This is a genomic window from Pseudomonas sp. BAV 4579 (genome assembly GCF_009765395.1).
GTDB classification, from domain to species: Bacteria; Pseudomonadota; Gammaproteobacteria; order Pseudomonadales; family Pseudomonadaceae; genus Chryseomonas; species Chryseomonas aestiva.
Genome location: NZ_WHOV01000025.1, coordinates 1 through 26,418, shown reverse-complemented (window position 1 = coordinate 26,418; position 26,418 = coordinate 1). Strand labels below are relative to the sequence as shown.

The 26,418-nt window shown below is 65.1% G+C and carries 24 protein-coding genes; 23 read left to right on the top strand and 1 reads right to left on the bottom strand.

Annotated features, from left to right (window positions below; translation table 11 throughout):
• The first annotated feature begins 34 nt into the window (after nt 1–34).
• The 16 genes from rseP to ispD all read left to right on the top strand — a co-directional run bounded on the left by rseP (nt 35) and on the right by ispD (nt 19,799).
• Complete coding sequence (gene rseP, locus GSQ95_RS07780; RefSeq protein WP_158892263.1) at nt 35–1,387, top strand: RIP metalloprotease RseP; 1,353 nt, start codon at nt 35–37, stop codon at nt 1,385–1,387.
• 73 nt (nt 1,388–1,460) lie between these two features.
• Nucleotides 1,461–3,848, top strand: coding sequence for an outer membrane protein assembly factor BamA (bamA, locus tag GSQ95_RS07775; protein ID WP_158892265.1), 2,388 nt, complete (start codon nt 1,461–1,463; stop codon nt 3,846–3,848).
• 38 nt (nt 3,849–3,886) lie between these two features.
• On the top strand, nt 3,887–4,390 hold the full coding sequence (locus GSQ95_RS07770) for an OmpH family outer membrane protein (RefSeq protein WP_158892267.1): 504 nt from the start codon (nt 3,887–3,889) through the stop codon (nt 4,388–4,390).
• Entirely contained in the window at nt 4,390–5,463 is a 1,074-nt protein-coding gene (gene lpxD, locus GSQ95_RS07765; RefSeq protein ID WP_158892269.1) for a UDP-3-O-(3-hydroxymyristoyl)glucosamine N-acyltransferase, read from the top strand. The genes GSQ95_RS07770 and lpxD overlap by 1 nt, the downstream gene beginning before the upstream one ends.
• Before the next feature lie 43 nt (nt 5,464–5,506).
• Nucleotides 5,507–5,947: a 3-hydroxyacyl-ACP dehydratase FabZ gene (gene fabZ, locus GSQ95_RS07760; RefSeq protein WP_007159483.1), complete on the top strand. Its 441-nt coding sequence runs from the start codon at nt 5,507–5,509 to the stop codon at nt 5,945–5,947.
• A complete protein-coding gene (lpxA, locus tag GSQ95_RS07755) occupies nt 5,944–6,720 on the top strand; it encodes an acyl-ACP--UDP-N-acetylglucosamine O-acyltransferase (RefSeq protein ID WP_158892272.1) in 777 nt (258 codons plus the stop codon). Before fabZ ends, lpxA begins: the two co-directional genes overlap by 4 nt.
• 16 nt (nt 6,721–6,736) lie before the next feature.
• Entirely contained in the window at nt 6,737–7,864 is a 1,128-nt protein-coding gene (lpxB, locus tag GSQ95_RS07750; protein WP_158892309.1) for a lipid-A-disaccharide synthase, read from the top strand.
• A complete protein-coding gene (rnhB, locus tag GSQ95_RS07745; RefSeq protein ID WP_158892274.1) occupies nt 7,864–8,499 on the top strand; it encodes a ribonuclease HII in 636 nt (211 codons plus the stop codon). The genes lpxB and rnhB overlap by 1 nt, the downstream gene beginning before the upstream one ends.
• 76 nt (nt 8,500–8,575) lie before the next feature.
• Nucleotides 8,576–12,097 (top strand): DNA polymerase III subunit alpha, encoded by a 3,522-nt coding sequence (gene dnaE / locus GSQ95_RS07740; RefSeq protein ID WP_158892276.1) that lies wholly within the window; start codon nt 8,576–8,578, stop codon nt 12,095–12,097.
• Nucleotides 12,098–12,237: 140 nt separating this feature from the next.
• A complete protein-coding gene (locus GSQ95_RS07735) occupies nt 12,238–13,188 on the top strand; it encodes an acetyl-CoA carboxylase carboxyltransferase subunit alpha (RefSeq protein ID WP_133859810.1) in 951 nt (316 codons plus the stop codon).
• A 10-nt stretch (nt 13,189–13,198) separates the two neighbouring features.
• Nucleotides 13,199–14,515, top strand: coding sequence for a tRNA lysidine(34) synthetase TilS (gene tilS / locus GSQ95_RS07730; RefSeq protein WP_158892278.1), 1,317 nt, complete (start codon nt 13,199–13,201; stop codon nt 14,513–14,515).
• 142 nt (nt 14,516–14,657) lie between these two features.
• Nucleotides 14,658–16,286, top strand: a complete 1,629-nt coding sequence (locus GSQ95_RS07725) for a CTP synthase (RefSeq protein ID WP_158892280.1) — start codon at nt 14,658–14,660, stop codon at nt 16,284–16,286.
• A gap of 2 nt (nt 16,287–16,288) precedes the next feature.
• Nucleotides 16,289–17,137 carry a 3-deoxy-8-phosphooctulonate synthase gene (gene kdsA / locus GSQ95_RS07720; protein ID WP_158892283.1) on the top strand — a complete coding sequence of 283 codons (849 nt, stop codon included), beginning with the start codon at nt 16,289–16,291 and terminating at the stop codon, nt 17,135–17,137.
• A 223-nt stretch (nt 17,138–17,360) separates the two neighbouring features.
• Complete coding sequence (eno, locus tag GSQ95_RS07715) at nt 17,361–18,650, top strand: phosphopyruvate hydratase (protein ID WP_158892285.1); 1,290 nt, start codon at nt 17,361–17,363, stop codon at nt 18,648–18,650.
• Nucleotides 18,651–18,816: 166 nt separating this feature from the next.
• Nucleotides 18,817–19,095 (top strand): septum formation initiator family protein, encoded by a 279-nt coding sequence (locus GSQ95_RS07710; protein ID WP_007159473.1) that lies wholly within the window; start codon nt 18,817–18,819, stop codon nt 19,093–19,095.
• Nucleotides 19,095–19,799, top strand: coding sequence for a 2-C-methyl-D-erythritol 4-phosphate cytidylyltransferase (ispD, locus tag GSQ95_RS07705; RefSeq protein WP_158892287.1), 705 nt, complete (start codon nt 19,095–19,097; stop codon nt 19,797–19,799). Before GSQ95_RS07710 ends, ispD begins: the two co-directional genes overlap by 1 nt.
• Before the next feature lie 47 nt (nt 19,800–19,846).
• Here the strand turns inward: ispD and GSQ95_RS07700 are convergent, their stop codons facing one another.
• Nucleotides 19,847–20,749: a LysR substrate-binding domain-containing protein gene (locus tag GSQ95_RS07700; protein WP_158892289.1), complete on the bottom strand. Its 903-nt coding sequence runs from the start codon at nt 20,747–20,749 to the stop codon at nt 19,847–19,849.
• A 101-nt stretch (nt 20,750–20,850) separates the two neighbouring features.
• Here GSQ95_RS07700 and GSQ95_RS07695 point away from each other — a divergent pair, with 101 nt between their 5' ends.
• The 7 genes from GSQ95_RS07695 to GSQ95_RS07665 form a co-directional block, all read left to right on the top strand.
• The gene (locus GSQ95_RS07695) at nt 20,851–21,963 is read left to right on the top strand and encodes an S-(hydroxymethyl)glutathione dehydrogenase/class III alcohol dehydrogenase (RefSeq protein ID WP_158892291.1); all 1,113 of its coding nucleotides are present in this window, start codon (nt 20,851–20,853) and stop codon (nt 21,961–21,963) included.
• A 38-nt stretch (nt 21,964–22,001) separates the two neighbouring features.
• Nucleotides 22,002–22,856 (top strand): S-formylglutathione hydrolase, encoded by an 855-nt coding sequence (fghA, locus tag GSQ95_RS07690; protein WP_166655863.1) that lies wholly within the window; start codon nt 22,002–22,004, stop codon nt 22,854–22,856.
• A 66-nt stretch (nt 22,857–22,922) separates the two neighbouring features.
• On the top strand, nt 22,923–23,396 hold the full coding sequence (ispF, locus tag GSQ95_RS07685; protein ID WP_058766625.1) for a 2-C-methyl-D-erythritol 2,4-cyclodiphosphate synthase: 474 nt from the start codon (nt 22,923–22,925) through the stop codon (nt 23,394–23,396).
• Entirely contained in the window at nt 23,393–24,451 is a 1,059-nt protein-coding gene (truD, locus tag GSQ95_RS07680) for a tRNA pseudouridine(13) synthase TruD (RefSeq protein ID WP_158892293.1), read from the top strand. Before ispF ends, truD begins: the two co-directional genes overlap by 4 nt.
• Nucleotides 24,439–25,194: a 5'/3'-nucleotidase SurE gene (surE, locus tag GSQ95_RS07675; RefSeq protein ID WP_158892295.1), complete on the top strand. Its 756-nt coding sequence runs from the start codon at nt 24,439–24,441 to the stop codon at nt 25,192–25,194. The genes truD and surE overlap by 13 nt, the downstream gene beginning before the upstream one ends.
• Nucleotides 25,195–25,232: 38 nt before the next feature.
• Entirely contained in the window at nt 25,233–25,871 is a 639-nt protein-coding gene (locus tag GSQ95_RS07670; RefSeq protein WP_007159462.1) for a protein-L-isoaspartate(D-aspartate) O-methyltransferase, read from the top strand.
• Nucleotides 25,872–26,047: 176 nt separating this feature from the next.
• Nucleotides 26,048–26,418: LysM domain-containing protein (locus GSQ95_RS07665; RefSeq protein WP_256664496.1), on the top strand; the 371-nt coding region annotated here is incomplete at its 3' end.

The window sequence follows — 26,418 nt, the reverse complement described above, 5'->3', positions numbered from 1 at the left end:
CAGAATCTGCACACTAAGGTAGCGGAGGCAGCCAATGTCCATCCTTTATACGATTATGGGAACCCTGATCGCCCTGGGCGTCCTGGTGACCATCCACGAGTATGGCCATTTCTGGACGGCGCGGCGTTGCGGTGTCAAGGTCCTGCGCTTTTCCGTAGGTTTCGGCAAGCCGCTGCTGCGCTGGCACGACCGCCACGGCACCGAATTCGTGGTGGCCGCAATTCCGCTGGGCGGCTATGTGAAGATGCTGGACGAGCGCGAGGCGCCAGTGGCGCCCGCAGAGCAGCATGCCGCCTTCAATCGCAAGACGGTCCGCCAGCGTATCGCCATCGTCGCCGCCGGGCCGATCGCCAACTTCCTGCTCGCCATCCTGTTCTTCTGGCTGCTGGCCATGCTTGGCTCCCAACAGCCGCGCCCGGTCGTGGGAGCGATCGCGGCCGATACTCCGGCTGCCACCGCGGGCATTCCCGTCGGCGCAGAGTTGACCGCGGTCGATGATGCGGCGGTAGACAGCTGGTCGGCGGTCAATCTGCGGCTGGTCGATCGCCTGGGTGAAAGCGGTCCGCTGCGCCTGCGCTACCGGGTGCCAGGTACCACCGCCGAGCAGAACACTGTCATCCAGCTCGATGCCTGGTTGCGCGGTGCGGAAGATCCGGATCCGATCCAGGCCCTGGGCCTGAAGCCCTGGCGACCGCAGATTCCGGCGGTCTTCGCCGAACTGGATCCGGCCGGCCCGGCGAAAGCGGCCGGCCTGCAGGCGGGGGACCGTCTGATCGCCCTGAACGATACCTCCATCGGCGACTGGCAACAGGCCGTGGACTGGGTGCGGGGGCATCCCGGTCAGCAGGTCAGACTGACCTATGAGCGCGCGGGCCAGCAGCGGGACCTGACCCTGCGCCTGGGCGCGCGGCGCGTCGATTCCACCGAGAGCGGTTACCTCGGTGCGGGTGTGGCGCCGGTCAAGTGGCCAGCGGAAATGGTTCGCGAAATCAGCTATGGACCCGTGGCTGCCGTAGGCGAAGGTATCGGCCGAACCTGGCAGATGAGCGTGCTGACGCTGGTTTCCCTGAAGAAGATGCTCTTGGGAGAGCTGTCGGTAAAAAACTTGAGCGGGCCGATAACCATTGCTAAAGTGGCGGGCGCTTCAGCTCAGTCAGGCCTGGGGGATTTCCTCAATTTTCTGGCGTACCTGAGCATAAGCCTGGGGGTTCTGAATCTGTTGCCTATCCCTGTGCTCGACGGTGGTCATCTGGTCTTCTACTTCGTCGAGTGGATTCGCGGGCGGCCCTTGTCCGAGCGTGTACAGACATGGGGCATGCAGATCGGTATTAGCCTCGTCGTGGGTGTGATGCTGCTGGCCTTGGTCAATGACCTCGGTCGCCTCTGACACTCTGCTGATTGCCGAATCTGCCGCCCAGTGCGGCAGATTCTTTATTTGCCAGTTGGAATAAAAGGGACTCATGAAACGCCTGCTGCTACCTGCGGTAATAGCCGCGCTGATGATCGGCGAGGTACACGCCGAGTCCTTCACCATCTCCGATATCCGCGTCAACGGACTGCAACGAGTATCGTCCGGCAGCGTCTTCGGTGCCCTGCCGCTCAATGTCGGCGAGTCCGTCGACGACAACAAGTTGGCCGAAGCCTCGCGCTCGCTCTTCCGTACCGGATTCTTCCAGGACATCCAGCTGGGTCGTGACGGTAACGTCCTGGTCGTGAACCTGGTCGAGCGTCCCTCCATTTCCAGCATCACCCTGGAAGGCAACAAGGCGATCTCCAGCGACGACCTGATGAAGGGTCTCAAGCAGGCCGGCCTCGCCGAAGGCGAGATCTTCCAGCGTGCGACGCTGGAAGGCGTGCGCAACGAATTGCTGCGCCAGTACGTCGCCCAGGGCCGTTATTCCGCCAGCATCGACGCCGAAGTGGTGCCTCAGCCCCGTAACCGGGTGCAGCTGAAGATCACCATCAACGAGGGCGAGGTTGCGACCATCTCCCACGTCAACGTGGTGGGCAACACGGTCTTCCCCGAAGATGACCTGACCTCGCTGTTCGAACTCAAGCCGAGCAACTGGTTGTCGTTCTTCCGTAACGATGACAAGTACTCCCGGGAAAAGTTGTCAGGTGACCTCGAGCGCCTGCGCTCCCATTACCTGGACCGCGGCTACATCAACATGGACATCACCTCGACCCAGGTGTCCATCACGCCCGACAAGAAGCACGTCTACATCACCGTCAACGTCAACGAAGGGCAGAAGTACACCGTTCGTGAAGTCAAGCTGTCCGGCGACCTCAAGGTGCCGGAGGAAGAGCTGCGCAAACTGATGCTGGTCCAGCCGGGCCAGGTCTTCTCGCGCAAGGTCATGACCAGCACCTCGGATCTGATCACCCGTCGACTGGGCAACGAAGGCTATACCTTCGCCAACGTCAACGGTCTGCCTGAGCCCCATGACGACGACCACAGCGTGTCCCTGACCTATGTGGTCGATCCGGGCAAGCGTGCCTACGTCAATCGCATCAACTTCCGCGGCAACACCAAGACCGAGGACGAGGTGCTGCGTCGCGAGATGCGTCAGATGGAAGGCGGTTGGGCTTCCACCTATCTCATCGACCAGTCCAAGACCCGCCTCGAGCGCCTGGGCTACTTCAAGGAAGTCAAGGTCGAGACGCCCCAGGTACCGGGCACCGACGACATGGTCGACGTCAACTACAACGTCGAGGAGCAGCCGTCGGGCTCCATCACCGCCAGTATCGGCTTCGCCCAGAGCGCCGGTCTGATCCTCGGTGGTTCCATCAGCCAGAACAACTTCCTCGGTACCGGCAACCAGGTCAGCATCGGTCTGACCCGTTCCCAGTACCAGAGTCGCTACAACTTCAGCTTCACCGATCCCTACTTCACGCCGGATGGCGTGAGCCTGGGCTACAACATCTTCTATCGCAGCACCGACTACAGCAAACTGTACGACAGCGACGTCTCCTACTACTCGATCAACAGCCTGGGCACCGGTGTCACCCTGGGCTATCCGATCAGCGAGACCTCGCGCCTGACCTATGGTCTGAGCGTGCAGAACGACGAGATCAATCCGGGTACCTACAGTGCCGACGAGATCTACGACTTCGTCGATCGCGAAGGTAAGGATTTCACCAACTTCAAGGCCAGCATCGGCTGGTCGAGCTCGACGCTGAACCGTGGCGTGCTGCCGACCCGTGGGGCCTCCCAAAGCATGACTGGCCAGGTCACCATCCCGGGTAGCGACCTGAGCTTCTACAAGCTCGACTACCGTGGCCAGCTATTCACCCCGCTGACCGACAATACGGCGCTGCGCTTCCACACCGAGCTGGGCTATGGCGACAGCTATGGCAGCACCGACGGCCTGCCGTTTTACGAGAATTACTACGCCGGTGGTTTCAATTCGGTGAGGGGGTTCGAGGACAGCAGCCTGGGTCCACGTACGACGCCGCCGGGAAATCCGCCGACTTATGCCGGAAAGGGTCAGGGTTACCGCGATCGCGACAAGTCCGAAGCCTTCGGTGGCAACGTGCTCATCACCGGCGGCGTGGAGTATCTGTTCCCGCTGCCCTTCGTGAAGGATCAGAAATCCCTGCGCACTGTGTTGTTCTGGGACGTAGGTAACGTGTTCTCGACGGGGAACTGTTACAAGACACCCGACGGCCTTGATGGAACCAAGAATTGCGGAGACATCAGTTTCTCCAACATGGCCAGTTCCGTTGGCGTCGGCGTGACCTGGGTGACCGCCCTGGGGCCGCTGAGCTTCAGCCTGGGCGTCCCGGTCAAGAAGCCGACCAACTCCGATCCGCAGGTCTTCCAGTTCTCGCTGGGTCAGACGTTCTGACCCAGGCAACACCTTTGCGCTTTACGCAGGAGTCAACTGTGCAAAAGTACACCCGTTACGCTCTGTTCGCTGCCGTTCTCGTCGCCGCTCCGGTGTTCGCCGATACCAAGATCGCTGTCCTGAACTACCAGATGGCCCTGCTGGAATCCGACGCCGCCAAGAAGTACGCCGTGGACTCCGAGAAGAAGTTCGGTCCCCAGCTGAACAAGCTCAAGGGCCTGGAAAGCTCCGCCAAGGACATCCAGGACAAGCTCAACAAGGGCGGTGACAAGCTGGCCCAGGCCGAGCGCACCCGCCTGGAGAACGACTTCCGCCAGAAGGCCCGTGATTTCCAGTTCCAGTCCAAGGAACTCAACGACGCCAAGGCCGCCTTGGATCGCGACATGCTCAAGCTGCTCAAGCCGCGCCTGGACAAGGCCGTGGAAGAGGTGCTGAAGAAGGGTGATTACGATCTGGTGCTCGAACGTGGCGCCGTGGTGGACGTGAAGCCGCAATACGACATCACGCGCCAGGTCATCGAGCGCATGAACGCGGGTCGTTGATGAGTCATAGCACCTTTACGCTGGGCGAACTGGCGCAGTGGCTGGAAAGCCGCCAGTTGACCGTGGAACTACGCGGTTCGTCCGAGCGCCTGGTCGCCGGTCTGGCTACCCTGCCTGAGGCCGGTCCTGACCAGTTGAGTTTTCTCGCCAATCCGCAGTACCGCCGTTACCTGGCCGATACCCAGGCCGGGGCCGTGCTGCTGACGGACAAGGACGCCGACGGCTACGCCGGCGACGCCCTGATCCTGGCGAATCCCTATCTGGCCTATGCGCGCCTTTCCCATCTGTTCGATCGCAAGCCGCGCAGTGCGGCCGGCATCCATCCCACGGCGCTGGTCGCGGCGGATGCCCAGGTCGATCCGACCGCCGCCATCGGTCCCTATGTGGTGATCGAGGCGCAGGCATGCATCGGCGCAGGCGTCAGTCTCGGTGCTCACTGCGTGGTGGGTGCGCGCAGCGTCATCGGCGCCGATAGCTGGCTGGCGCCGCGAGTCACGCTCTATCACGATGTGACCATCGGCGCGCGCGCCGTCGTGCAATCCGGGGCCGTGATCGGCGCCGAAGGCTTCGGCTTCGCCAACGAGCGTGGCCAGTGGCAGAAGATCGCCCAGCTGGGTGGCGTGCTGATCGGCGACGACGTCGAGATCGGTGCTAACACCACCATCGACCGCGGCGCCCTGGCGAACACGGTCATCAGCGATGGCGTCAAGCTCGACAACCAGATCATGATCGCGCACAACGTCCAGGTCGGTGAGCACACCGCCATGGCCGCCTGCGTCGGCATCTCTGGCAGTACCAAGATCGGCAAACACTGCACCATCGCCGGCGGCGTGGGCATGGTCGGTCATATCGAGGTGTGCGACCACGTGTTCGTCACCGGTATGACCATGGTGACCCGCTCGATTACCGAGCCTGGCGCCTATTCCTCCGGCACGGCCATGCAGCCGGCCGGTGAATGGAAGAAGAGCGCCGCGCGGATTCGTCACCTCGACGACATGGCCCGCCGTCTGCAACATCTGGAAAAAATCGTTGCTACCGTGACCTCGCGGGATGACGCTGCTTCTGATGCTTGATCTGCATCGGATGTTCCCCTTTCTTAACAGGCCTTCCCCGACCATGATGGACATCAACGAGATCCGTGAATATCTCCCGCATCGCTATCCCTTTCTGTTGGTGGATCGCGTGCTGGAGCTGGATATCGAAGCCAAGCGCATTCGCGCCTACAAGAACGTCAGCATCAACGAGCCGTTCTTCACCGGCCATTTTCCCCAGCACCCGATCATGCCGGGCGTACTGATCGTCGAGGCCATGGCGCAGGCCGCCGGCGTGCTCGGCTTCAAGATGATGAATTCCTCGCCGGCCGATGGCACGCTGTACTACTTCGTCGGATCGGATAAGCTGCGTTTTCGCCAGCCGGTGACGCCGGGTGATCAGCTGATGCTCGACGCTCGCTTCATCAGCACCAAGCGCGGTATCTGGAAGTTCGAATGCCACGCCAGTGTGGACGACAAGCCGGTCTGCTCGGCTGAAATCATCTGTGCGGAACGCAAGCTATGACGTTGATTGACCCCAGGGCTATCGTCGACCCCAAGGCACGGCTCGCTGCCGATGTCCAGGTCGGCCCCTGGTCGATCATCGGACCCGATGTCGAGCTTGGCGAGGGGACCATCGTCGGTCCTCACGTCATCCTCAAGGGGCCGACCGTGATCGGGCGTCACAATCGTATCTTCCAGTTCTCGTCGATCGGCGAGGACACCCCTGACCTCAAGTATCAGGGCGAACCGACCCGGCTGCGGATCGGCGATCACAACACCATCCGCGAAGGCGTCACCATCCATCGCGGTACCGTGCAGGATCGGGAAGAGACGACCATTGGCGATCACAATCTGCTGATGGCCTATGTGCACATCGGCCATGACAGCGTGATCGGCAATCATTGCATCCTGGTCAACAACACGGCCCTTGCCGGGCACGTGCATGTCGATGACTGGGCGATCCTGTCCGGCTATACCCTGGTGCATCAATTCTGCCGCATCGGCGCCCACAGCTTTTCCGGCATGGGCACGGCCATTGGCAAGGATGTGCCGGCCTATGTCACGGTGTTCGGCAATCCGGCGGAAGCCCGCAGCATGAACTTCGAAGGCATGCGGCGGCGGGGTTTCTCGGCCGAAGCCATCAAGGAATTGCGTCGCGCCTACAAGGTGGTCTACCGCCAGGGCCTGACAGTCGATGACGCCCTGCGCGAGCTGGAGCCGGTGGCTCAGCAGTTTCCCGAAGTGGCGGTGTTCCGCGATTCCATCCTGAGTGCGACGCGTGGCATCACCCGCTGAATTCGCCCAGCGCCCGCTGCGTGTGGCGCTGGTGGCCGGGGAGGCGTCGGGTGATCTGCTGGGCGCAGGCCTGATGCAGGCGTTGCGTGAGCAACACCCGAATATCTCCTTCATAGGGGTGGGCGGTCCGCGGATGGAAGCCGAGGGCCTGGTGTCCGAGTTTCCCATGGAGCGCCTGGCGGTCATGGGGCTGGTCGAGGTGCTCGGCCGCCTGCGCGAACTCCTGGGGCGGCGCAAGGCGCTGATCGCCGAGTTGCTCGACGCCCGTCCCGATGTCTTCATCGGTATCGACGCCCCGGACTTCGTCCTCGAGATCGAAGCCCAGCTGCATCGCGCGGGCATTCCCGCCGTGCATTACGTCAGTCCCTCGGTCTGGGCCTGGCGGCAGAAGCGCGTACTCAAGATCCGCGATGGCTGCGACCTGATGCTGACCCTGTTCCCCTTCGAGGCGCGCTTCTACGAAGAACAGCAGGTGCCGGTGCGCTTCGTCGGCCATCCGCTGGCCGATACCATTCCCCTGGACAGCGATCGCCTGGCGGCCCGGCAGGCCCTGGGCTTGCCGGAAGAGGGCCAGGTCGTCGCCCTGTTGCCGGGTAGTCGCGGCGGTGAAGTAGGGCGTCTCGGTGCGCTCTTCCTTGACGCTGCCGCCCAGTTGCTGGCCGTGCGACCCGACATGCGCTTCGTGTTGCCCTGTGCCAATGCCGCGCGGCGGGCGCAGGTGGAGCAACTGCTGGAAGGGCGGCCGCCCTTGCCGCTGTTGCTGACCGATGGCCGTTCCCATGAGGTGCTGGCCGCCTGCGACGGCGTGCTGATCGCCTCGGGCACCGCCACCCTGGAGACGCTACTATTCAAGCGGCCCATGGTGGTCGCTTATCGGGTGGCGCCCCTGACCTATCTGATCCTCAAGCAGCTGGTGAAGAGTCCCTACATTTCGCTGCCGAACCTGCTGGCCGGACGCAAGCTGGTGCCCGAGCTGATCCAGCACGAGGCGACGCCGAAACGGCTGGTGGCCGAGCTTCGGCCGTTGCTGGAACAGCCCCAGCAGCAGACCGATAGCTTCGCGGCCATCCATCACAGTCTGAGGCGCGATGCCTCGGTGCAGGCGGCCGCTGCCGTGCTGGATCTCCTGCGGTCGCGCAGCTGATGCAACTGGGCCTGGATTTCAACCTGGTCGAGGCACTGGTCGCCGGGGTGGATGAAGTCGGCCGCGGTCCGCTGTGCGGCGCCGTGGTCACGGCCGCGGTGATCCTCGATCCGGGCAAGCCCATCCTCGGCCTGAACGATTCGAAGAAGCTGTCGCTGGCGCGCCGCGAAGCCCTGTTCGACGAGATCCAGGAAAAGGCCCTGGCCTGGTGCGTGGCCCGTGCCGAAGTCGCCGAGATCGACCAGCTGAACATCCTACACGCCACCATGCTGGCCATGCAGCGCGCGGTGGAAGGGCTGCAGGTGCAGCCGCGGCTGGCCCTGATCGATGGCAATCGCTGTCCCAAGCTGGCGGTGCCCAGTTCTCCGGTGGTGAAGGGCGACAGCCAGGTCCCGGCGATCGCCGCGGCCTCCATCCTGGCCAAGGTGACCCGCGATCGCGAGATGCAGGTGCTGGATGCCCTCTATCCGGGCTATGGCCTGGCCGGGCACAAGGGCTATCCCACCGCCGAGCACCTGGAGGCGCTCAGGCGCCTGGGGCCCACGCCCATCTATCGGCGTTCCTTCGCGCCGGTACGTGACGCCTGGCACGCCCTCGAGACCCAGGCCTCCACCCAGATCATCGCGACCTACTGACGGCCGTCGCGGCGGTCTGACCCTGGGTCGACAATCCAGTACAATCTCGCGCCTCATGCATCAAGGGGTCTCTGCCATGTCCGCATCCTTCGTCCACCTGCGTCTGCACACGGAATACTCCCTGGTCGACGGGATCGTGCGGGTGAAGGGGCTGGTCAAGGCCGCCGAAGCGGCCGGAATGCCGGCCGTGGCGGTGACCGACCAGGGCAACCTCTGTTCCCTGGTCAAGTTCTACAAGGCCGCCATGGGCGCCGGGATCAAGCCCATCGCCGGCGCCGACATCTGGCTGGCCGGTCGCGATGGCGATGCGCCGCTGAGCCGCATGACCCTGTTGGTCATGAACGCCAAGGGCTATCGCAACCTCACCGAGCTGCTGTCGCGGGGCTTCCAGGAAGGTCAGCAGGATGGCCAGATCGTCATCCAGCGCGACTGGGTCAAGGAAGCCAGCGAAGGCCTGATCGCCCTGTCCGGTTCCAAGGAAGGCGAGATCGGCCTGGCGCTGCTCGAAGGCGACCTGGCCCTGGCCGACCAGTTGTTCGCGGAATGGCAGCAGGTCTTCCAGGAGCGCTTCTATCTGGAGGTGCAGCGCACCGAGCGCGTCGGTGACGAAGAGCACCTGCATGCCGCCGTGGCCCTGGCCGATCGCTGCGGTGGCGCCCTGGTGGCGACCAACGACGTGCGCTTTCTCAAGGCCGAGGACTTCGAGGCCCACGAGACCCGCGTCTGCATCGGCGAGGGCCGCCCGCTGGACGATCCCCGTCGCGAGCGCAAGTACAGCGACCAGCAGTACCTGAAGTCGGCGGCCGAGATGGCCGAGCTGTTCAGCGACCTGCCCGAGGCGCTGGAAAATACCGTCGAGATCGCCAAGCGCTGCAACATCGAGATCCAGCTGGGCAAGTATTTCCTGCCCAACTTCCCGATTCCCAACGGGATGACCATCAACGACTACCTGCGCCATGTGTCCTTCGAGGGCCTGGAAGAGCGCCTGGCCGTGCTCTGGCCGCGCGAGACCACGCCGAACTACGAAGAGAAGCGCCAGGAGTATGTCGACCGACTCAACTTCGAGCTCGACATCATCATCCAGATGGGCTTCCCCGGTTACTTCCTCATCGTGATGGACTTCATCAAGTGGGCGAAGAACAACGGCGTGCCGGTCGGCCCCGGCCGGGGCTCGGGTGCCGGCTCCCTGGTGGCCTATGTGCTGAAGATCACCGACCTCGATCCGCTGGCCTATGACCTGCTGTTCGAGCGCTTCCTCAACCCCGAACGGATCTCCATGCCCGACTTCGACGTCGACTTCTGCATGGACGGTCGCGACCGGGTGATCGAGTACGTGGCCGACCTGTACGGCCGCGAGGCGGTGAGCCAGATCATCACCTTCGGCACCATGGCGGCCAAGGCGGTGGTGCGCGACGTGGCGCGGGTGCAGGGCAAGTCCTATGGCCTGGCCGATCGCCTGTCGAAGATGATCCCCTTCGAAGTGGGCATGACCCTGCAGAAGGCCTTCGAGCAGGAAGAGGTGCTGCGCGACTTCCTGGCGACCGACGAGGACGCCAAGGAAATCTGGGACATGGCCCTCAAGCTCGAGGGCATCACCCGCGGCACCGGCAAGCACGCCGGGGGCGTGGTGATCGCGCCGACCAAGCTGACCGACTTCTCGCCCATCGCCTGCGACGAGGACGGCAACGGCCTGGTGACCCAGTTCGACAAGGACGACGTCGAGCAGGCCGGCCTGGTCAAGTTCGACTTCCTCGGTCTGCGTACCCTGACCATCATCAAGTGGGCGCTGGAGACCATCAACCGCACGGAAGTGGAGGAGGGGCGCGAGCCGCTCAACATCGACTTCATCCCGCTGGACGACAAGCCGACCTACGCCCTGCTGCAGAAGGCCGAGACCACTGCCGTCTTCCAGCTGGAATCCCGCGGCATGAAGGAGCTGATCAAGAAGCTCAAGCCGGACTGCCTCGAAGACCTCATCGCCCTGGTGGCGCTGTTCCGCCCCGGTCCGCTGCAGTCGGGCATGGTGGACGACTTCATCAACCGCAAGCACGGCCGCGCCGAGCTGGCCTATCCGCATCCGGACTACCAGTACGACGGCCTGCAGCCGGTGCTGGCGCCCACCTACGGCATCATCCTCTACCAGGAACAGGTGATGCAGATCGCCCAGGTCATGGGTGGCTACACCCTCGGCCAGGCGGACATGCTGCGCCGGGCCATGGGCAAGAAGAAGCCCGAGGAGATGGCCAAGCAGCGCGGCGGCTTCATCGAGGGCTGCGCCAACAACGGCATCGATGGGGAGCTGGCGGGCAACATCTTCGACCTGGTGGAGAAATTCGCCGGTTACGGCTTCAACAAGTCGCACTCGGCCGCCTACGGCCTGGTTTCCTACCAGACCGCTTGGTTGAAGACCCACTATCCGGCGCCCTTCATGGCCGCGGTGCTGTCGGCGGACATGCACAACACCGACAAGGTGGTGATCCTCATCGAGGAATGCCGCCACATGAAGCTGCGCATCGATACGCCGGACGTGAACATCTCCGAGTTCAAGTTCACCGTGAACGAGGGCGGGCGCATCGTCTACGGCCTGGGCGCCATCAAGGGCGTGGGTGAGGGCCCGGTGGAGGCCATCGTCGAGGCGCGTGCCGAAGGGGCTTTCAAGGATCTCTTCGACTTCTGCGCGCGGGTGGATCTCAAGCGCATCAACAAGCGCACCCTGGAAGCCCTGATCCGCTCCGGGGCCCTGGACCGCCTGGGGCCGCATTACCACGATGAGCTCAAGGCCTATCAGGCGACCATCGACCAGAATCGCGCCGTGCTGCTGGCGGCCATGGAAGAGGCCATCGCCTCGGCCGAGCAGACCGCCCGTAGCCACAACAGTGGTCACGTGGATCTCTTTGGTGGCGTCTTCGCCGAACCCGAGGCCGATGTCTACGCCAACCACCGGCGCGCCCGCGAGCTCAATCTCAAGGAGCGTCTGCGCGGGGAAAAGGAAACCCTGGGGCTGTACCTGACCGGCCACCCCATCGAGGAATACGAAGGCGAGGTCCGGCGGCTGGCGCGTCAGCGCATCGTCGACCTCAAGCCCTCGCGCGAAACCCAGACCGTGGCTGGGCTGATCGTCAACCTGCGGGTGATGAAGAACAAGCGCGGCGACAAGATGGGCTTCGTCACCCTGGACGATCGCTCCGGGCGCATCGAAGCCTCGCTGTTCGCCGAAGCCTTCAATGCCGCCCAGGCGCTGTTGCAGACCGATGCCCTGGTGATCGTCGAGGGTGAGGTCAGCCAGGACGATTTTTCCGGTGGGCTGCGCCTGCGCGCCAAGCGCGTGCTGGGGCTGGAAGAAGCCCGGACCGCCCTGGCGGAAAGCCTCAGGATCGCCGTGCGCAGCGAGGCGCTGGCCGGCGATCGGCTGCGCTGGCTGGGCGAGTTGTGCGGTCGCCATCGAGGCGCCTGTCCGGTCACCATCGACTACCAGGGGCCCACCGCGCGGGCGCTGCTGCAGTTCGGCGAGAACTACCGGATCGACCCGGCCGATGGCCTGATTCAAACCCTGCGTGACCAGTTCGGCAGGGAGAACGTCTTTCTGAACTATCGTTAAGTCCGAGCGCCTCGTGCGCTCCGTCCCAACCCTCGCCAGCGGCGGGTGCCGGTGACGTGGCAGGAGTCTCGACCTGTCCCGTCCGATCCCTTAAGGTAGGCGCCCCGGCCCCTGGCTCTAGATTGCAATAACGGATGCCCATGAACCCGAACTATCTCGATTTCGAACAGCCCATCGCCGATCTCCAGGCCAAGATCGAAGAACTTCGACTGGTCGGTAACGACAATGCGCTGAACATCAGTGACGAGATCGCCCGGTTGCAGGAGAAGAGTCAGGCGCTCACCAAGAGCATCTTCAGCGACCTGTCCAGCTGGCAGGTGGCCCGTCTGGCCCGGCATCCGCTGCGTCCCTATACCCTCGACTACATCAGCTACCTGTTCAGCGATTTCGAAGAGCTGCACGGTGACCGCCACTTCGCCGACGATCCGGCCATCGTCGGTGGCATCGCCCGCCTGGAAGGTCGTCCGGTGATGATCATCGGTCACCAGAAGGGCCGTGAGGTGCGCGAGAAGGTTCGCCGCAACTTCGGCATGCCGCGTCCGGAAGGCTATCGCAAGGCCTGCCGCCTGATGGAAATGGCCGAGCGCTTCAAGATGCCCATCCTGACCTTCATCGATACCCCCGGCGCCTACCCGGGCATCGACGCCGAAGAGCGTGGCCAGAGCGAGGCCATCGCCTGGAACCTGCGGGTCATGGCGCGCCTGAAGACCCCCATCATCGCCACCGTGATCGGCGAGGGTGGTTCCGGTGGCGCCCTGGCCATTGGCGTCTGCGACCAGCTCAACATGCTGCAGCATTCCACCTACTCGGTGATCTCGCCGGAAGGCTGCGCCTCCATTCTGTGGAAGACCGCCGAGAAGGCCCCCGATGCCGCCGAGGCCATGGGCATCACCGCCGAGCGGCTGAAAAGCCTGAACATCGTCGACCAGGTGATCGACGAGCCCCTGGGCGGTGCCCATCGCGATCCCCAGACCATGGCCAACAGCCTGCGCAGCGCACTGCTGGAGCAGCTGGACGAGCTCAAGGGCTACGACCTGCCGGCGCTGCTGGATCGTCGTTACAAGCGCCTGATGAGCTACGGCATTTCCTGATAGCTCGGCCATGAGTCTGCTGGACCGGCTGCACGCCCGCCTCGAGCGGCAGCCGCCCACCCGTCAGTGGCAGGTGGGCTTCTCCGGCGGACTCGACTCCACCGTTCTCCTGCACCTCTGCGCGCGACTGCGCGCGCGCGGCCTGCTGGTCGACCTGCAGGCGGTGCATGTGCACCACGGCCTGCAGGCCGCGGCGGATGCCTGGGTCGCGCATTGCACCAGGGTCTGCCAAGGGCTGGGCATTCCTCTCGCTGTCCTGCACGTCCGCACCGATGGCGCCGCCAGTCTCGAGCGGGCCGCTCGCGAAGCGCGCTATGCCGCCTTCGCCCGGGTGCTGCCGGAGGATGGCTGCCTGGTGCTGGGCCAGCATCGTGACGATCAGCTGGAGACCCTGTTGCAGCGACTGGTACGCGGCGCAGGCGTGAAGGGCCTCGCCGGCATGCCGGAGACCCGATCGCTGGCGGCCGGGCGCCTCTGGCGCCCGCTGCTGGACGAGCCCCGCGCCACACTGCTGGCCTATGCCGAAGCCGAAGGGCTGGACTGGATCGAAGACCCCAGCAATGCCGATACCGGGCTGGATCGCAATTACCTGAGACATAAGGTGCTGCCACGGCTGCGCCAGCGCTGGCCGGGGGTCGATCAGGTCATGGCGCGCAGCGCCCGTCACCTGGCCGAAGCCGACGAACTGCTCGGCGAACTGGCCAGCCTGGATCTGCAGCAGGCCCGACTCGTCGCCCAGCCTTTCTCCTGGATTCCCTTGCCCAGTCTGGCCCTGGCGTCCTTGCAGCGCTTGAGCGAGGCCCGCCAGCGCAATGCCCTGCGCGCCTGGCTGGCTGCGCTGACGCGTCAGCCCGACAGCGCCCATTGGGCCGGCTGGCAGGCAGTGCGCGAGGCGGGCGCGGCCAGCGATCCTGTCTGGCGCCTCGAAGGCGGCAGTCTGCGCCGTGGGGCCGGGCGGATCTGGTGGGTGCCGGACGCCTGGCAGGTCATGCCCTCTCCCCAGCCGGTCGCCGCTCGGGTCAGCACCCTGGAACTGAAGGGCAATGGCCGCCTGATCTTTATTGGGCAGAGCGCCGAAGCCGGCTGGCGAATCGGCTATCGCCAGGGTGGCGAGCGGCTGGTCTTAGCCGGTCGCGGCAGTCGCGATCTCAAGCGCCTGCTCAACGAGCGGGAGGTCCCGCCTTTCCTGCGCGGCCGATTGCCGCTGCTCTGGCGCGGCGACGAACTGCTGGCCGTGGCCAATCTGCCCGGTCTGAGTGCTCTGCCAGGGGGAGGGCGGCTTGAGTGGCAGCCCGCAGACGGCATGGGTGGGTTTGAGCTGGGATGACCTTTAGGCTAGACTACGCTCCCGTCTTATACCGCATTTTCCGCTCGCTCCGAGTGGACGGTGTGCATTGGTCTGGCGCCAGGCCGACCGCTCTCGCTTTCATCGGCGGCTCTCCGCCTCAACGCAGATTCTAGGAATTTTCATGACGCGCTTTATTTTCGTCACGGGCGGTGTTGTTTCTTCTTTGGGGAAAGGCATCGCCTCGGCTTCCCTGGGCGCCATTCTGGAAGCGAGAGGGCTGAAGGTCACCATGCTTAAGCTGGATCCCTACATCAACGTGGATCCCGGCACCATGAGTCCCTTCCAGCACGGCGAGGTGTTCGTCACCCATGACGGCGCCGAGACCGACCTGGACCTGGGTCACTACGAGCGGTTCATCCGCACCACCGTGACCCAGAACAACAACTTCACCACCGGTCGCATCTACATGGACGTCCTGCGCAAGGAGCGCCGCGGCGACTACCTGGGCGCCACCGTGCAGGTGATCCCGCACATCACCGACGAGATTAAGAGACGCATCATCAAGGGCGCTGGCGATGCCGACGTGGCCCTGGTGGAGATCGGCGGTACCGTCGGCGACATCGAATCGCAGCCCTTCCTCGAAGCCATCCGCCAGTTGCGGGTGGAGATCGGGGCGCGCCGCGCCATGCTGATGCACCTGACCCTGGTGCCCTATATCGCCACCGCCGGCGAGACCAAGACCAAGCCGACGCAGCATTCGGTCAAGGAGCTGCGCTCCATCGGCCTGCAGCCCGATGTGCTGATCTGCCGTTCCGACCACACCGTCGACAGCTCCTCGCGTCGCAAGATCGCGCTCTTCACCAACGTCGAAGAGCGCGCGGTCATCTCCCTGGAAGACGTCGACACCATCTACCGCATTCCTTCCGTGCTGCATGCCCAGGGCCTCGACGAGTTCGTCATCGAGCGCTTCGGCCTGGAGTGCAAGCCGGCCGATCTGTCCGAGTGGGATCGCGTGGTGGACGCCAAGCTCAACCCCGCGCAGGAAGTCACCATCGCCATGGTCGGCAAGTACATGGAGCTGCTCGACGCCTACAAGTCGCTGATCGAGGCCATGACCCACGCCGGCATCCAGAGCCGCACCAAGGTCAACCTGCGCTATATCGACTCCGAACACATCGAGCAGCAGGGCACCCATCTGCTCAAGGGCGTGGACGCCATCCTGGTTCCCGGCGGCTTCGGCCTGCGCGGCGTGGAAGGCAAGATCGCCACCGTGCAGTACGCCCGCGAGAACAAGATTCCCTACCTGGGCATCTGCCTGGGCATGCAGGTGGCGGTCATCGAATTCGCCCGTAACGTGCTGGGCTGGAAGGACGCCAACTCCACCGAGTTCGACAAGGCCAGCGGGCACCCGGTGGTCGGCCTGATCACCGAGTGGCAGGACGCCACCGGCGCCACCGAGATCCGCACCGAAGGCTCCGACCTGGGTGGCACCATGCGTCTGGGCGCCCAGGAGTGCCAGCTCAGCGAAGGCACCCTGGTGCACGACTGCTACGGCCAGGACGTCATCGTCGAGCGCCATCGTCACCGCTACGAGGTCAACAACAACCTGCTGCCGCAGATCCAGGCCGCCGGCCTGAAGATTTCCGGTCGCTCGGGCGACGGCGCCCTGGTGGAGGTGGTGGAAGCCCCGGACCATCCCTGGTTCGTCGCCTGCCAGTTCCACCCGGAATTCACCTCCACCCCGCGTGACGGCCATCCGCTGTTTAGCGGCTTCGTCAACGCCGCCCTGCGTTACGCCAAGAAGGATTGAGCATGACCGTGCAGAAGATCGTCCGCGTCGGCAACATCGAGATCGCCAACGACAAGCCCTTCGTGCTGTTCGGCGGCATGAACGTGCTGGAATCCCGTGACCTGGCCATGCAGGTCTGCGAGCAATACGTCAAGGTGACCGAGAAGCTGGGCATCCCCTATGTCTTCAAGGCCAGCTTCGACAAGGCCAACCGCTCCTCGGTGACCAGCTATCGCGGTCCGGGCATGGAAGCCGGCCTGCGCATCTTCGAAGAGCTCAAGGCCACCTTTGGCATGCCGGTGATCACCGACGTCCACGAGCCCTACCAGGCGGCTCCGGTGGCAGCGGTGTGCGACATCATCCAGCTGCCGGCCTTTCTCTCACGGCAGACCGACCTGGTGGTGGCCATGGCCAAGACCGATGCCGTGATCAACATCAAGAAGGCGCAGTTCCTCGCGCCCCAGGAGATGAAGCACATCCTCGCCAAGTGCGAAGAAGCCGGCAACGACCAGCTGATCCTCTGCGAGCGGGGCTCCTCCTTCGGCTACAACAACCTGGTGGTCGACATGCTCGGCTTCGGCGTCATGAAGAGCTTCGGCTACCCGGTGTTCTTCGACGTGACCCATGCCCTGCAGATGCCGGGCGGTCGCGCCGATTCCGCCGGCGGCCGCCGCGCCCAGGTCACCGACCTGGCCAAGGCCGGCATGAGCCAGGGCCTGGCCGGTCTGTTCCTCGAAGCCCATCCGGATCCCGAACATGCCAAGTGCGACGGCCCCTGTGCCCTGCGCCTGGAGAAGCTGGAGCCCTTCCTGGCCCAGCTCAAGGCGCTGGACGAGCTGGTGAAGTCGTTCACGCCGATCGAAACTGCCTGAGAGCCTATTCAAAATTTTGCGAGCTAGAGCCAAACAAGGCGAAAAGGCCTGAGGAAGCGGAGTTTACGATTGGTAAATGAGCATTCCGAGGGCCTTTTCAACGCAGTGTGGCCAACGCGTAGCAAATTTTGGACAGGCTCGTAGTGGTGGCTTGAACCAAAAGCCCTTGGCGCAGCCGAAGGCTGATCCGTCAATGACCGGTAACATGGAGATCGATACAAAAATGGCTAACATCGTCGACATCAAGGGACGTGAAGTCCTGGATTCCCGCGGCAACCCCACCGTTGAAGCGGACGTTATCCTCGACAATGGTATCGTCGGTCGCGCCACCGCGCCGTCCGGCGCGTCCACCGGTTCGCGCGAGGCACTGGAGCTGCGCGACGGCGACAAGAGCCGTTATTTGGGCAAGGGCGTGCTGAAGGCCGTCGGCAACATCAACGGCCCGATCCGTGACCTGCTGCTGGGCAAGGATCCGAGCGACCAGAAGGCCCTGGACCGCGCCATGATCGAGCTGGACGGTACCGAGAACAAGGCCAAGCTGGGCGCCAACGCCATCCTGGCCGTGTCCCTGGCGGCCGCCAAGGCCGCTGCCGAAGACCAGGACCTGCCGCTCTACGCCCACATCGCCAACCTGAACGGCACCCCCGGTCAGTACTCCATGCCGGTGCCGATGATGAACATCATCAATGGCGGCGAGCATGCCGACAACAACGTCGACATCCAGGAATTCATGGTCCAGCCGGTCGGCGCCAAGAGCTTTGCCGATGCCCTGCGCGTAGGTGCCGAGATCTTCCACCACCTCAAAGCCGTGCTCAAGGCCCGGGGCCTGAGCACCTCCGTGGGTGACGAAGGCGGCTTCGCGCCGAACCTGGCTTCCAACGCCGATGCCCTGGCTGCCATCGCCGAAGCGGTGAAGAACGCCGGCTACACGCTGGGCACCGACGTGACCCTGGCCCTGGACTGCGCTTCCAGCGAATTCTACAAGGACGGCCAGTACGACCTGTCCGGCGAGGGCAAGGCCTTCGACGCCAACGGTTTCGCCGACTACCTGGCCGGGCTGACCGAGCAATTCCCGATCATCTCCATCGAAGATGGCATGGACGAGTCCGACTGGGCCGGCTGGAAGGCGCTGACCGACAAGATCGGCAGCAAGGTGCAGCTGGTGGGCGACGACCTGTTCGTCACCAACACCAAGATCCTCAAGGAAGGCATCGAGAAGGGCATCGGTAACTCGATCCTGATCAAGTTCAACCAGATCGGCTCCCTGACCGAGACCCTGGAAGCCATCCAGATGGCCAAGGCCGCCGGCTACACCGCGGTGATCTCCCACCGCAGCGGCGAGACCGAAGACTCCACGATCGCCGACCTGGCCGTGGGCACCGCCGCCGGTCAGATCAAGACCGGTTCGCTGTGCCGCTCCGATCGCGTCTCCAAGTACAACCAGCTGCTGCGCATCGAAGAGCAGCTGGGTGCCAAGGCGCCTTACCACGGCCGTGCCGAGTTCCGCAGCTAAGGGCTGTGCGACCGGGGAGGCACTGACTCGCGTCGGCGCCTCCCGCCACGTCCGACGGACCACAGGATAGATGCCCAGTTTACAAGCGTAGAGCTGGGCTTCTATCCTGTTTTCGTCTCTGCCGCCGCCTTTGCGGCATCCGCCGTCCGCGAATCCGTTATCTCCCATGCGAAGTCCCTACTGGCTGTTCCCCTTCCTGCTCCTGCTGCTCGGCGGTCTTCAGTATCGCCTGTGGGTCGGTGATGGCAGCTTCGCCCAGGTGCGCGAACTCAAGCAGCAGATCGCCGACCAGAATGGTGAGAACAAGCGCCTGCTGGAGCGCAACGAGATCCTCGAAGCCGAGGTCGTCGAGCTCAAGAAAGGCATGGAGACCGTCGAGGAGCGTGCCCGCCACGAACTCGGCATGGTCAAACAAGGCGAAACCCTCTTTCTGCAATCCAAATAATGTCCCTTCTGCCTTCCTTCTGGGCGGTCATCCCCGCCGCGGGCGTGGGTGCGCGGATGCGTGCCGACCGACCCAAGCAATACCTCGACCTGTGCGGCCGCAGTCTGCTGGAGCGCACCCTCGACTGTTTTCTCGACCATCCGCGCCTGCGTGGCCTGGCGGTGAGCCTGGCGCCGGAAGATCCCTGGTGGCCGACGCTGGCCTGCGCCCGCGATGCTCGCATCCTGCGCGCCCCGGGCGGTCGCGAGCGCGCCGAATCGGTACTCGGTGGCCTGCTGCTGCTGCTGAGCGAGCAGGGCGCCACCGATGGCGACTGGGTGCTGGTGCACGATGCCGCGAGACCCAATCTCCGTCGCGAGGATCTTGACCGGCTGTTGGCCGAACTGGCCCAGGACCCGGTGGGTGGCCTCCTGGGCGTACCGGCGCGGGATACCCTCAAGCGCGTTGGCCGCGATGGCCGGGTGAGCGAAACCGTGGATCGCAGCCAGGTCTGGCTGGCCTATACGCCGCAGATGTTCCGTCTCGGTGCCCTGCGTGACGCCCTGAGCGCCGGCCTGGCAGCGGGCGCCGCCATCACTGACGAGGCGTCGGCGATGGAATGGGCCGGGCATGCGCCGCGTCTGGTCGAGGGCCGGGTGGACAACATCAAGGTCACCACCCCCGAAGACCTGCAGCGACTGCAACAGGTCTTCGCCGAGGCCTAGGATCCAGGCCCGCAGCGCCCATCGCTGAAAAGCCTCGCTCGCTGCGCTCAACCCGCTGGGTGGCGAGCCACTGGGCGCGGGGTGCCCAGGCCCTGCTTGAGGTGCTCCACCAGCAGGCGAATCTTCGGCGAGAGAAAGCGTCGCTGCGGATAAAGCGCCCAGACCGCGCTGTTGGGTGGCTGACGATTGTCCAGCAGGGCGCGCAGCTCGCCGCGGGCCAGATGTGGCTGCACGTAGTAGTCCGGCAGCTGGCACAGACCGAAGCCGCGCAGGGCGGCGTCGAGCACCGCCTGGCCGCTGTTGCAGCGCCAGGAGCCCTGCACCCGGTGCAGCACCTCGCGCTCGTTTTCGCGAAAGCTCCAGATGTCGCTGGTACCCACCAGGCAACGATGGCGACTCAGCTCGGACAGGGTATGGGGCGCGCCGAAGCGTTCCAGATAGCTGGGCGCGGCGCACAGATAGAGCTCTCGTGGCGCCAGGCGCGTCGCCACTAGACGCGAGTCGGCCAGGCGGCCCAGGCGGATGGCCAGATCGTAGCCCTCGTGCAGGAGGTCGACGGTGCGGTTGGTCAGGTCTAGTTCCAGGCTCACCTCGGGATGGCGGGCGAGAAAATCGTTGACCAGGGGCACGACGAAGCGTTCGCCATAGGTCACGGCGCAGGTCATGCGGATCAGCCCCTTGGGCTGGCTGGAGAGATCGCTGACCTCGCGCAGGGCTTCGTCGCGCGCCTCCTGCAGGCGGCGGCAGTGCTGGAGAAAGGTGTGACCGGCTTCGGTGAGGGCGACGCTGCGGGTGCTGCGATAGAGCAGACGCGCCTGCAGACGCTCTTCCAGCCTTGCCACCTGACGGCTGACGTGGGACGTGGAGGTGCCCAGGCGATCAGCAGCCTGACCAAAATGCAAGGTGTTCGCCACCGCGACGAACTCATCGATGCCCTCCCAATCCATCATTGTTTCCCTGTGGCAAAAATGAATTCCAGTATGCCCGATTGTTCCAGGATTTCTGGCGTCTAAACTGGTCACCTCGTTTTTTCGTCCTACTGGAGTCGAGCATGATCAAGTCCCGCGCCGCCGTAGCCTTCGCGCCCAACGAGCCCCTGCAGATCGTCGAAGTGGACGTCGAGCCGCCCAAGGCCGGCGAGGTGCTGATCCGCATCGTCGCCACCGGCGTCTGCCACACCGACGCCTACACCCTGTCCGGCCAGGACTCCGAGGGGGTCTTTCCCTGCATCCTCGGTCACGAAGGCGGTGGCATCGTCGAGGCAGTGGGCGAGGGCGTGACCTCGGTCGCCGTGGGCGATCACGTCATCCCGCTGTACACCGCCGAATGCGGCCAGTGCAAATTCTGCAAATCCGGCAAAACCAACCTCTGCAGCTCGGTGCGCGCGACCCAGGGCAAGGGCCTGATGCCCGACGGCACCACCCGCTTCTCCTACAACGGCGAGCCGATCTACCACTACATGGGCTGCTCGACCTTCTCCGAGTACACGGTGCTGCCGGAGGTCTCGGTGGCCAAGATCCCTGCCGAGGCACCCCTGGAAAAGGTCTGCCTGCTGGGCTGTGGCGTGACCACCGGCATCGGCGCCGTGCTCAACACCGCCAAGGTGGAAGAGGGCGACACCGTTGCGGTCTTCGGTCTGGGTGGCATCGGTCTGGCGGCCATCATCGGCGCCAAGATGGCCAAGGCCAGCCGCATCATCGCCATCGACATCAATCCCTCCAAGTTCGACATCGCCCGCGAACTGGGCGCCACCGACTTCGTCAATCCCAAGGATCACCAGAAGCCGATCCAGGAGGTCATCGTCGAGCTGACCGACGGCGGCGTCGACTACAGCTTCGAGTGCGTCGGCAACGTCAACCTGATGCGTGCGGCCCTGGAGTGCTGCCACAAGGGCTGGGGCGAGTCGGTCATCATCGGCGTGGCCGGTGCCGGCCAGGAGATCAGCACCCGGCCGTTCCAGCTGGTGACCGGCCGCGTCTGGCGCGGCAGCGCCTTCGGTGGCGTCAAGGGCCGCAGCGAGCTGCCCGGTTATGTACGCAAGGCGCAGAGCGGCGAGATCCCGCTGGACACCTTCATCACCCACACCATGGGCCTGGAGCAGATCAACGAGGCCTTCGAGCTGATGCACGAAGGCAAGAGCATCCGCACCGTCGTTCACTACTGATCACCAGGCGGGCGCCTAGGGCGCCCCCTGTTCGGGAGATGACCATGAGTCTCGAACTGCTCTCCAGCAACAAGAGTTTCGGCGGCTGGCACAAGCGCTATCGCCATCGCGCCCGCAGCCTCGACTGCGACATGACCTTCGCCGTCTACCTGCCCCCGCAGGCGGAAGCCCGCAGCGACCTGCCGGTGCTCTACTGGCTGTCGGGGCTGACCTGCACCGATGAGAACTTCATGCAAAAAGCTGGCGCCCAGCGCCTGGCGGCCGAGTTGGGCCTGGTGCTGGTGGCGCCGGACACCAGTCCGCGCGGCGAAGGCGTACCGGACGACCCGGAAAAGGCCTGGGACTTCGGCCTGGGCGCCGGCTTCTACATCAATGCCACCCAGCAGCCCTGGGCCAAGCATTACCGCATGCACGACTATGTGGTGGAGGAGCTGCCGGCGCTGATCGAGGCCAACTTCCCGGTCTCGGATCGCCGCGGCGTCAGCGGTCATTCCATGGGCGGCCACGGGGCCCTGATCTGTGCCCTGCGCCATCCAGGGCGCTATCGTTCGGTGTCGGCCTTCTCGCCCATCGTCAATCCGCTGGATTGTCCCTGGGGGCACAAGGCGTTCTCCCACTACCTGGGTGACGACCGCAGCAGCTGGGCGGAGTGGGATGCCTGCGCGCTGCTGGCCAAGGCCGAGGAGCGCCTGCCGCTGCTGGTCGACCAGGGTGAGCAGGACAGCTTCCTCGCCGAACAGCTCAAGCCCCAGGCCCTGCAGCGGGCGGCGGAAGCCACGGGTCATCCGCTGGAACTGCGGCTGCAGCCAGGCTATGACCACAGCTACTTCTTCGTCGCCAGCTTCATCGACGACCACCTGCGGCATCACGCGGCGGCCCTGTCGACCTCGTAAGGGCGACGGCGCCTGTCCACAGCCGGTAGAATCGACGCCCTGTCATTTTCCAGGGCGTCTCTCTTCATGCGCATAGGTCACGGTTTCGACGTTCACGCCTTTGGCGAGGGCGACTTCATTACCCTTGGTGGCATTCGTATTCCCCACCACCACGGCCTGGTCGCCCACTCCGATGGCGACGTGCTGCTGCATGCCCTGGCCGATGCCCTGCTGGGCGCGGCCGCCCTGGGCGACATCGGCAAGCATTTCCCCGATACCGATCCGCGCTTCAAGGGCGCCGACAGCCGGGTGCTCCTGCGCCATGTGGTCGGGCTGGTCCGTGAACAGGGCTGGAAGGTCGGTAACGTCGACGGCACCATCGCCGCCCAGGCACCCAAGATGGCGCCGCACATCGAGGCCATGCGCCAGGCCATCGCTGAGGACCTGCAGGTCGAGCTGGGCCAGGTCAACGTCAAGGCCACCACCACCGAGCGTCTGGGTTTCGTCGGGCGCGAAGAGGGCATCGCCGTGCACGCCGTGGCCCTGCTGCTGCCACTATGACCGAAGACCAGCTGCTCGGGCCGCGTGCCCATGGCGAGCCCTGCGGCCAGGCGGTCCTCAAGGCCAGTGCCGAGGACTTTCAGGTGGACGAGGTGCTGGACATCCCGCTGAGCGGTGATGGCGAGCACCTCTGGCTGTGGGTCGAGAAGCGCGGCCTCAACACCGAGGAGGCCGTGCGCCGCCTGGCGCGTGCCGCCGGGGTGCCGCAGCGGGCGATCAGCTACGCCGGCCTCAAGGATCGCCAGGCCCTGACCCGCCAGTGGTTCAGCCTGCACCTGCCCGGCAAGGCCGATCCGGACCTGGCAGCCGCCTGCGACGAGACGCTGGTGATCCTCCAGCAGGGTCGGCACCGGCGCAAGCTGCAGCGGGGCGCCCATGCCGCCAATGGCTTCCGCCTGCGCCTGACCGGGCTCCAGGCCGATCCGGCAGCGCTGGAGGCGCGGCTGCAGGCCATCGCCACCGGCGGCGTACCCAACTATTTCGGCCCGCAGCGCTTCGGCTACCAGGGCGGCAATCTGGCCGACGCCCAGGCGTGTGCCCGCGAGCAGCGTCTGCCCGAACAGCGCAACCGGCGTTCACGAACGCTGTCCGCCGCGCGCAGCTGGCTGTTCAATCAGGTGCTGGCCGGACGGATCGCCGACGGCTCCTGGAATCAGGCGCAGGAGGGCGATCTGCTGGCCTTCACCGACAGCCGCAGCCACTTTCCGGCGACCGCCGCCGATCTGGCGGATCCGCGCCTGGCGGCGCTCGATCTGCACCCCACGGGCCCGCTGTGGGGTGCCGGTGAATCCCTGGTGCAGGGTCCGGCCGCGGCCCTGGAACAGGAGGTGGCCAGGGCCGCCGGAGAGCTGCCCGCCTGGCTGGCCGGTGCCGGCCTCTCGCATGAACGGCGTATCCTGCGCCTCCCCATCGGCGGCCTGACGTGGCATTATCCCGCTCCTGACATTCTGCAACTCGAATTCGTCCTGCCGGCCGCCTGTTTTGCCACCGCAGTGGTTCGCGAGCTGGTAACGCTTGGCGAGGCAGGGCAGACGGAACATCCATGCGACTTCTGATCGCCAACGACGATGGGGTGCTGGCCCCCGGTATCGCCGCGCTGCATGCCGCGCTCTCCGCCCGTGCGGACTACGAGTGCCAGGTAGTCGCGCCGCTCTATGACATGAGCGGCGTGAGCAGTGCCCTGACACTGGACCGCCCCCTGCATCCGCAGCGCCTGCCCAACGGCTTCCTGGGCGTCAACGGCACGCCTACCGATTGCGTTCACCTCGGCCTCAATGGCCTGTTGGACGAGACGCCGGACATGGTGGTGGCCGGCATCAACCTGGGCGCCAACCTCGGCGACGACGTCCTCTATTCCGGTACCGTGGCCGCGGCCATGGAAGGGCGCTTCCTCAACCGCCCGGCGCTGGCCTTCTCGCTGGTGTCGCGCAGTGCCGACAACATGGCGGTCGCGGCCGAGATCGCCGCCCGCATCGTGGCCCTGCACGAGCGCTTCGATCTGCCGCCGCGCACCGTCCTCAACGTCAACATCCCGGATCTGCCGCTGGCGCAGATCAAGGGGCTGCAGCTGACCCGCCTGGGTCATCGCGCCCAGGCCAAGCCGCCGGTGCGCGAGGTCAATCCGCGTGGAAAGGCGGGCTACTGGATCTCGGTTTCCGGCGATGCGGTGGATGGCGGACCGGGCACCGACTTCCATGCCGTGCTGGAAGGCTATGTCTCGGTGACGCCACTGCAGTTCGATCGCACCTTCCGCGAGGGCTTCGCCGGCCTGCAGGCACTGACGGAGCTGCTGGCATGACTCAGGGGCAAGAGCATATGCAAAGACACGGCATCGGCATGACCTCCCAGCGCACCCGGGAGCGCCTCATCCAGCGCCTCTACGAAGAGGGGCTGTCCAACGCCCAGGTGCTGGAGGTGATCCGCCGTACGCCGCGTCACCTGTTCGTCGACGAGGCCCTGGCCCATCGTGCGTACGAGGACACGGCGCTGCCCATCGGCCACAACCAGACCATTTCCCAGCCGTTCATGGTGGCGCGCATGACCGAGCTGCTGCTCGCCGGCGGTCCGCTGGACAAGGTCATGGAGATCGGTACCGGCTCCGGCTACCAGACCGCCATCCTGGCGCAGACCGTTGAGCGGGTGTTTTCCGTGGAGCGCATCCAGTCGCTGCAGGACAGGGCCAAGGAGCGCCTGCTCGAACTCAATCTGCGCAACGTGGTGTTTCGCTGGGGCGATGGCTGGGAAGGCTGGCCGGCGCTGGCGCCCTACAACGGCATCATCGTCACCGCCGCGGCGCGGGAAGTGCCCCAGGCGCTGCTCGACCAGCTGGCACCCGGCGGTCGCCTGGTGATCCCGGTAGGCGTCGACGAGGAGCAGAAGCTCCTGCTGATCGTGCGCGAAGCCGAAGGCTTCGTCCGCCACGAACTCAATGCCGTCCGTTTCGTGCCCCTGCTCAATGGACCCCTGGCCCAGTGAGCGACAGGGAACGTTACCCCGGTACCGCGCTCCAAGGCTGCCTGGCGGCTGCGGCCGCTTGAGGCCGGCGGGATGGCCGGACGGTAGATGATCAGACTCTGCGGGAGGAACGGGTGAAGGCCCGAGCGCAAGGATTTCCAGGACGAGGACGTTCAGGCTGGCTGGCGGGGGTGCTCGTGGCCCTGCTGCTGGCGGGCTGCTCGAGCAACGGCTCGCGAGCGCCGGTGGTCGACCGCGGCGATGGCCGCAGCAGCGTGCCCCAGGTCACTTCCGGGCAGTATCGCGTCAAGCGCGGTGACACCCTGTTCTCCATCGCTTCCCGCAACGGCTGGGAATGGCGTGCCCTGGCGGCCCAGAACGGCCTCGGGGCACCCTATGTCATCCATGTCGGCCAGGTCATCCGTTTCGGCAGCGGTTCCAGCGCCAGTGGTTCCAGTCGCATCATCCGGCGACCGGCCACGGTAGCTTCCGCTCCGGCACCCGGCACTCCGGTGGCGACACCGGTGCCCATCCCGCCGCCCGTCACCTCCAGTCCCACTGTCGCCAC

What these genes read in the sequence shown, in the direction of transcription:
- rnhB (WP_158892274.1), top strand. Translation starts at nt 7,864, where the DNA reads ATGCAACTGGGCCTGGATTTCAACCTGGTCGAGGCACTGGTCGCCGGG.
- ispF (WP_058766625.1), top strand. Translation starts at nt 22,923, where the DNA reads ATGCGCATAGGTCACGGTTTCGACGTTCACGCCTTTGGCGAGGGCGAC.
- surE (WP_158892295.1), top strand. Translation starts at nt 24,439, where the DNA reads ATGCGACTTCTGATCGCCAACGACGATGGGGTGCTGGCCCCCGGTATC.
- GSQ95_RS07735 (WP_133859810.1), top strand. Translation starts at nt 12,238, where the DNA reads ATGAACCCGAACTATCTCGATTTCGAACAGCCCATCGCCGATCTCCAG.
- GSQ95_RS07725 (WP_158892280.1), top strand. Translation starts at nt 14,658, where the DNA reads ATGACGCGCTTTATTTTCGTCACGGGCGGTGTTGTTTCTTCTTTGGGG.
- eno (WP_158892285.1), top strand. Translation starts at nt 17,361, where the DNA reads ATGGCTAACATCGTCGACATCAAGGGACGTGAAGTCCTGGATTCCCGC.
- tilS (WP_158892278.1), top strand. Translation starts at nt 13,199, where the DNA reads ATGAGTCTGCTGGACCGGCTGCACGCCCGCCTCGAGCGGCAGCCGCCC.
- rseP (WP_158892263.1), top strand. Translation starts at nt 35, where the DNA reads ATGTCCATCCTTTATACGATTATGGGAACCCTGATCGCCCTGGGCGTC.
- fghA (WP_166655863.1), top strand. Translation starts at nt 22,002, where the DNA reads ATGACCATGAGTCTCGAACTGCTCTCCAGCAACAAGAGTTTCGGCGGC.
- GSQ95_RS07700 (WP_158892289.1), bottom strand. Translation starts at nt 20,749, where the DNA reads ATGATGGATTGGGAGGGCATCGATGAGTTCGTCGCGGTGGCGAACACC.
- lpxD (WP_158892269.1), top strand. Translation starts at nt 4,390, where the DNA reads ATGAGTCATAGCACCTTTACGCTGGGCGAACTGGCGCAGTGGCTGGAA.
- ispD (WP_158892287.1), top strand. Translation starts at nt 19,095, where the DNA reads ATGTCCCTTCTGCCTTCCTTCTGGGCGGTCATCCCCGCCGCGGGCGTG.
- fabZ (WP_007159483.1), top strand. Translation starts at nt 5,507, where the DNA reads ATGATGGACATCAACGAGATCCGTGAATATCTCCCGCATCGCTATCCC.
- GSQ95_RS07670 (WP_007159462.1), top strand. Translation starts at nt 25,233, where the DNA reads ATGACCTCCCAGCGCACCCGGGAGCGCCTCATCCAGCGCCTCTACGAA.
- GSQ95_RS07710 (WP_007159473.1), top strand. Translation starts at nt 18,817, where the DNA reads ATGCGAAGTCCCTACTGGCTGTTCCCCTTCCTGCTCCTGCTGCTCGGC.
- bamA (WP_158892265.1), top strand. Translation starts at nt 1,461, where the DNA reads ATGAAACGCCTGCTGCTACCTGCGGTAATAGCCGCGCTGATGATCGGC.
- GSQ95_RS07695 (WP_158892291.1), top strand. Translation starts at nt 20,851, where the DNA reads ATGATCAAGTCCCGCGCCGCCGTAGCCTTCGCGCCCAACGAGCCCCTG.
- kdsA (WP_158892283.1), top strand. Translation starts at nt 16,289, where the DNA reads ATGACCGTGCAGAAGATCGTCCGCGTCGGCAACATCGAGATCGCCAAC.
- truD (WP_158892293.1), top strand. Translation starts at nt 23,393, where the DNA reads ATGACCGAAGACCAGCTGCTCGGGCCGCGTGCCCATGGCGAGCCCTGC.
- lpxA (WP_158892272.1), top strand. Translation starts at nt 5,944, where the DNA reads ATGACGTTGATTGACCCCAGGGCTATCGTCGACCCCAAGGCACGGCTC.
- dnaE (WP_158892276.1), top strand. Translation starts at nt 8,576, where the DNA reads ATGTCCGCATCCTTCGTCCACCTGCGTCTGCACACGGAATACTCCCTG.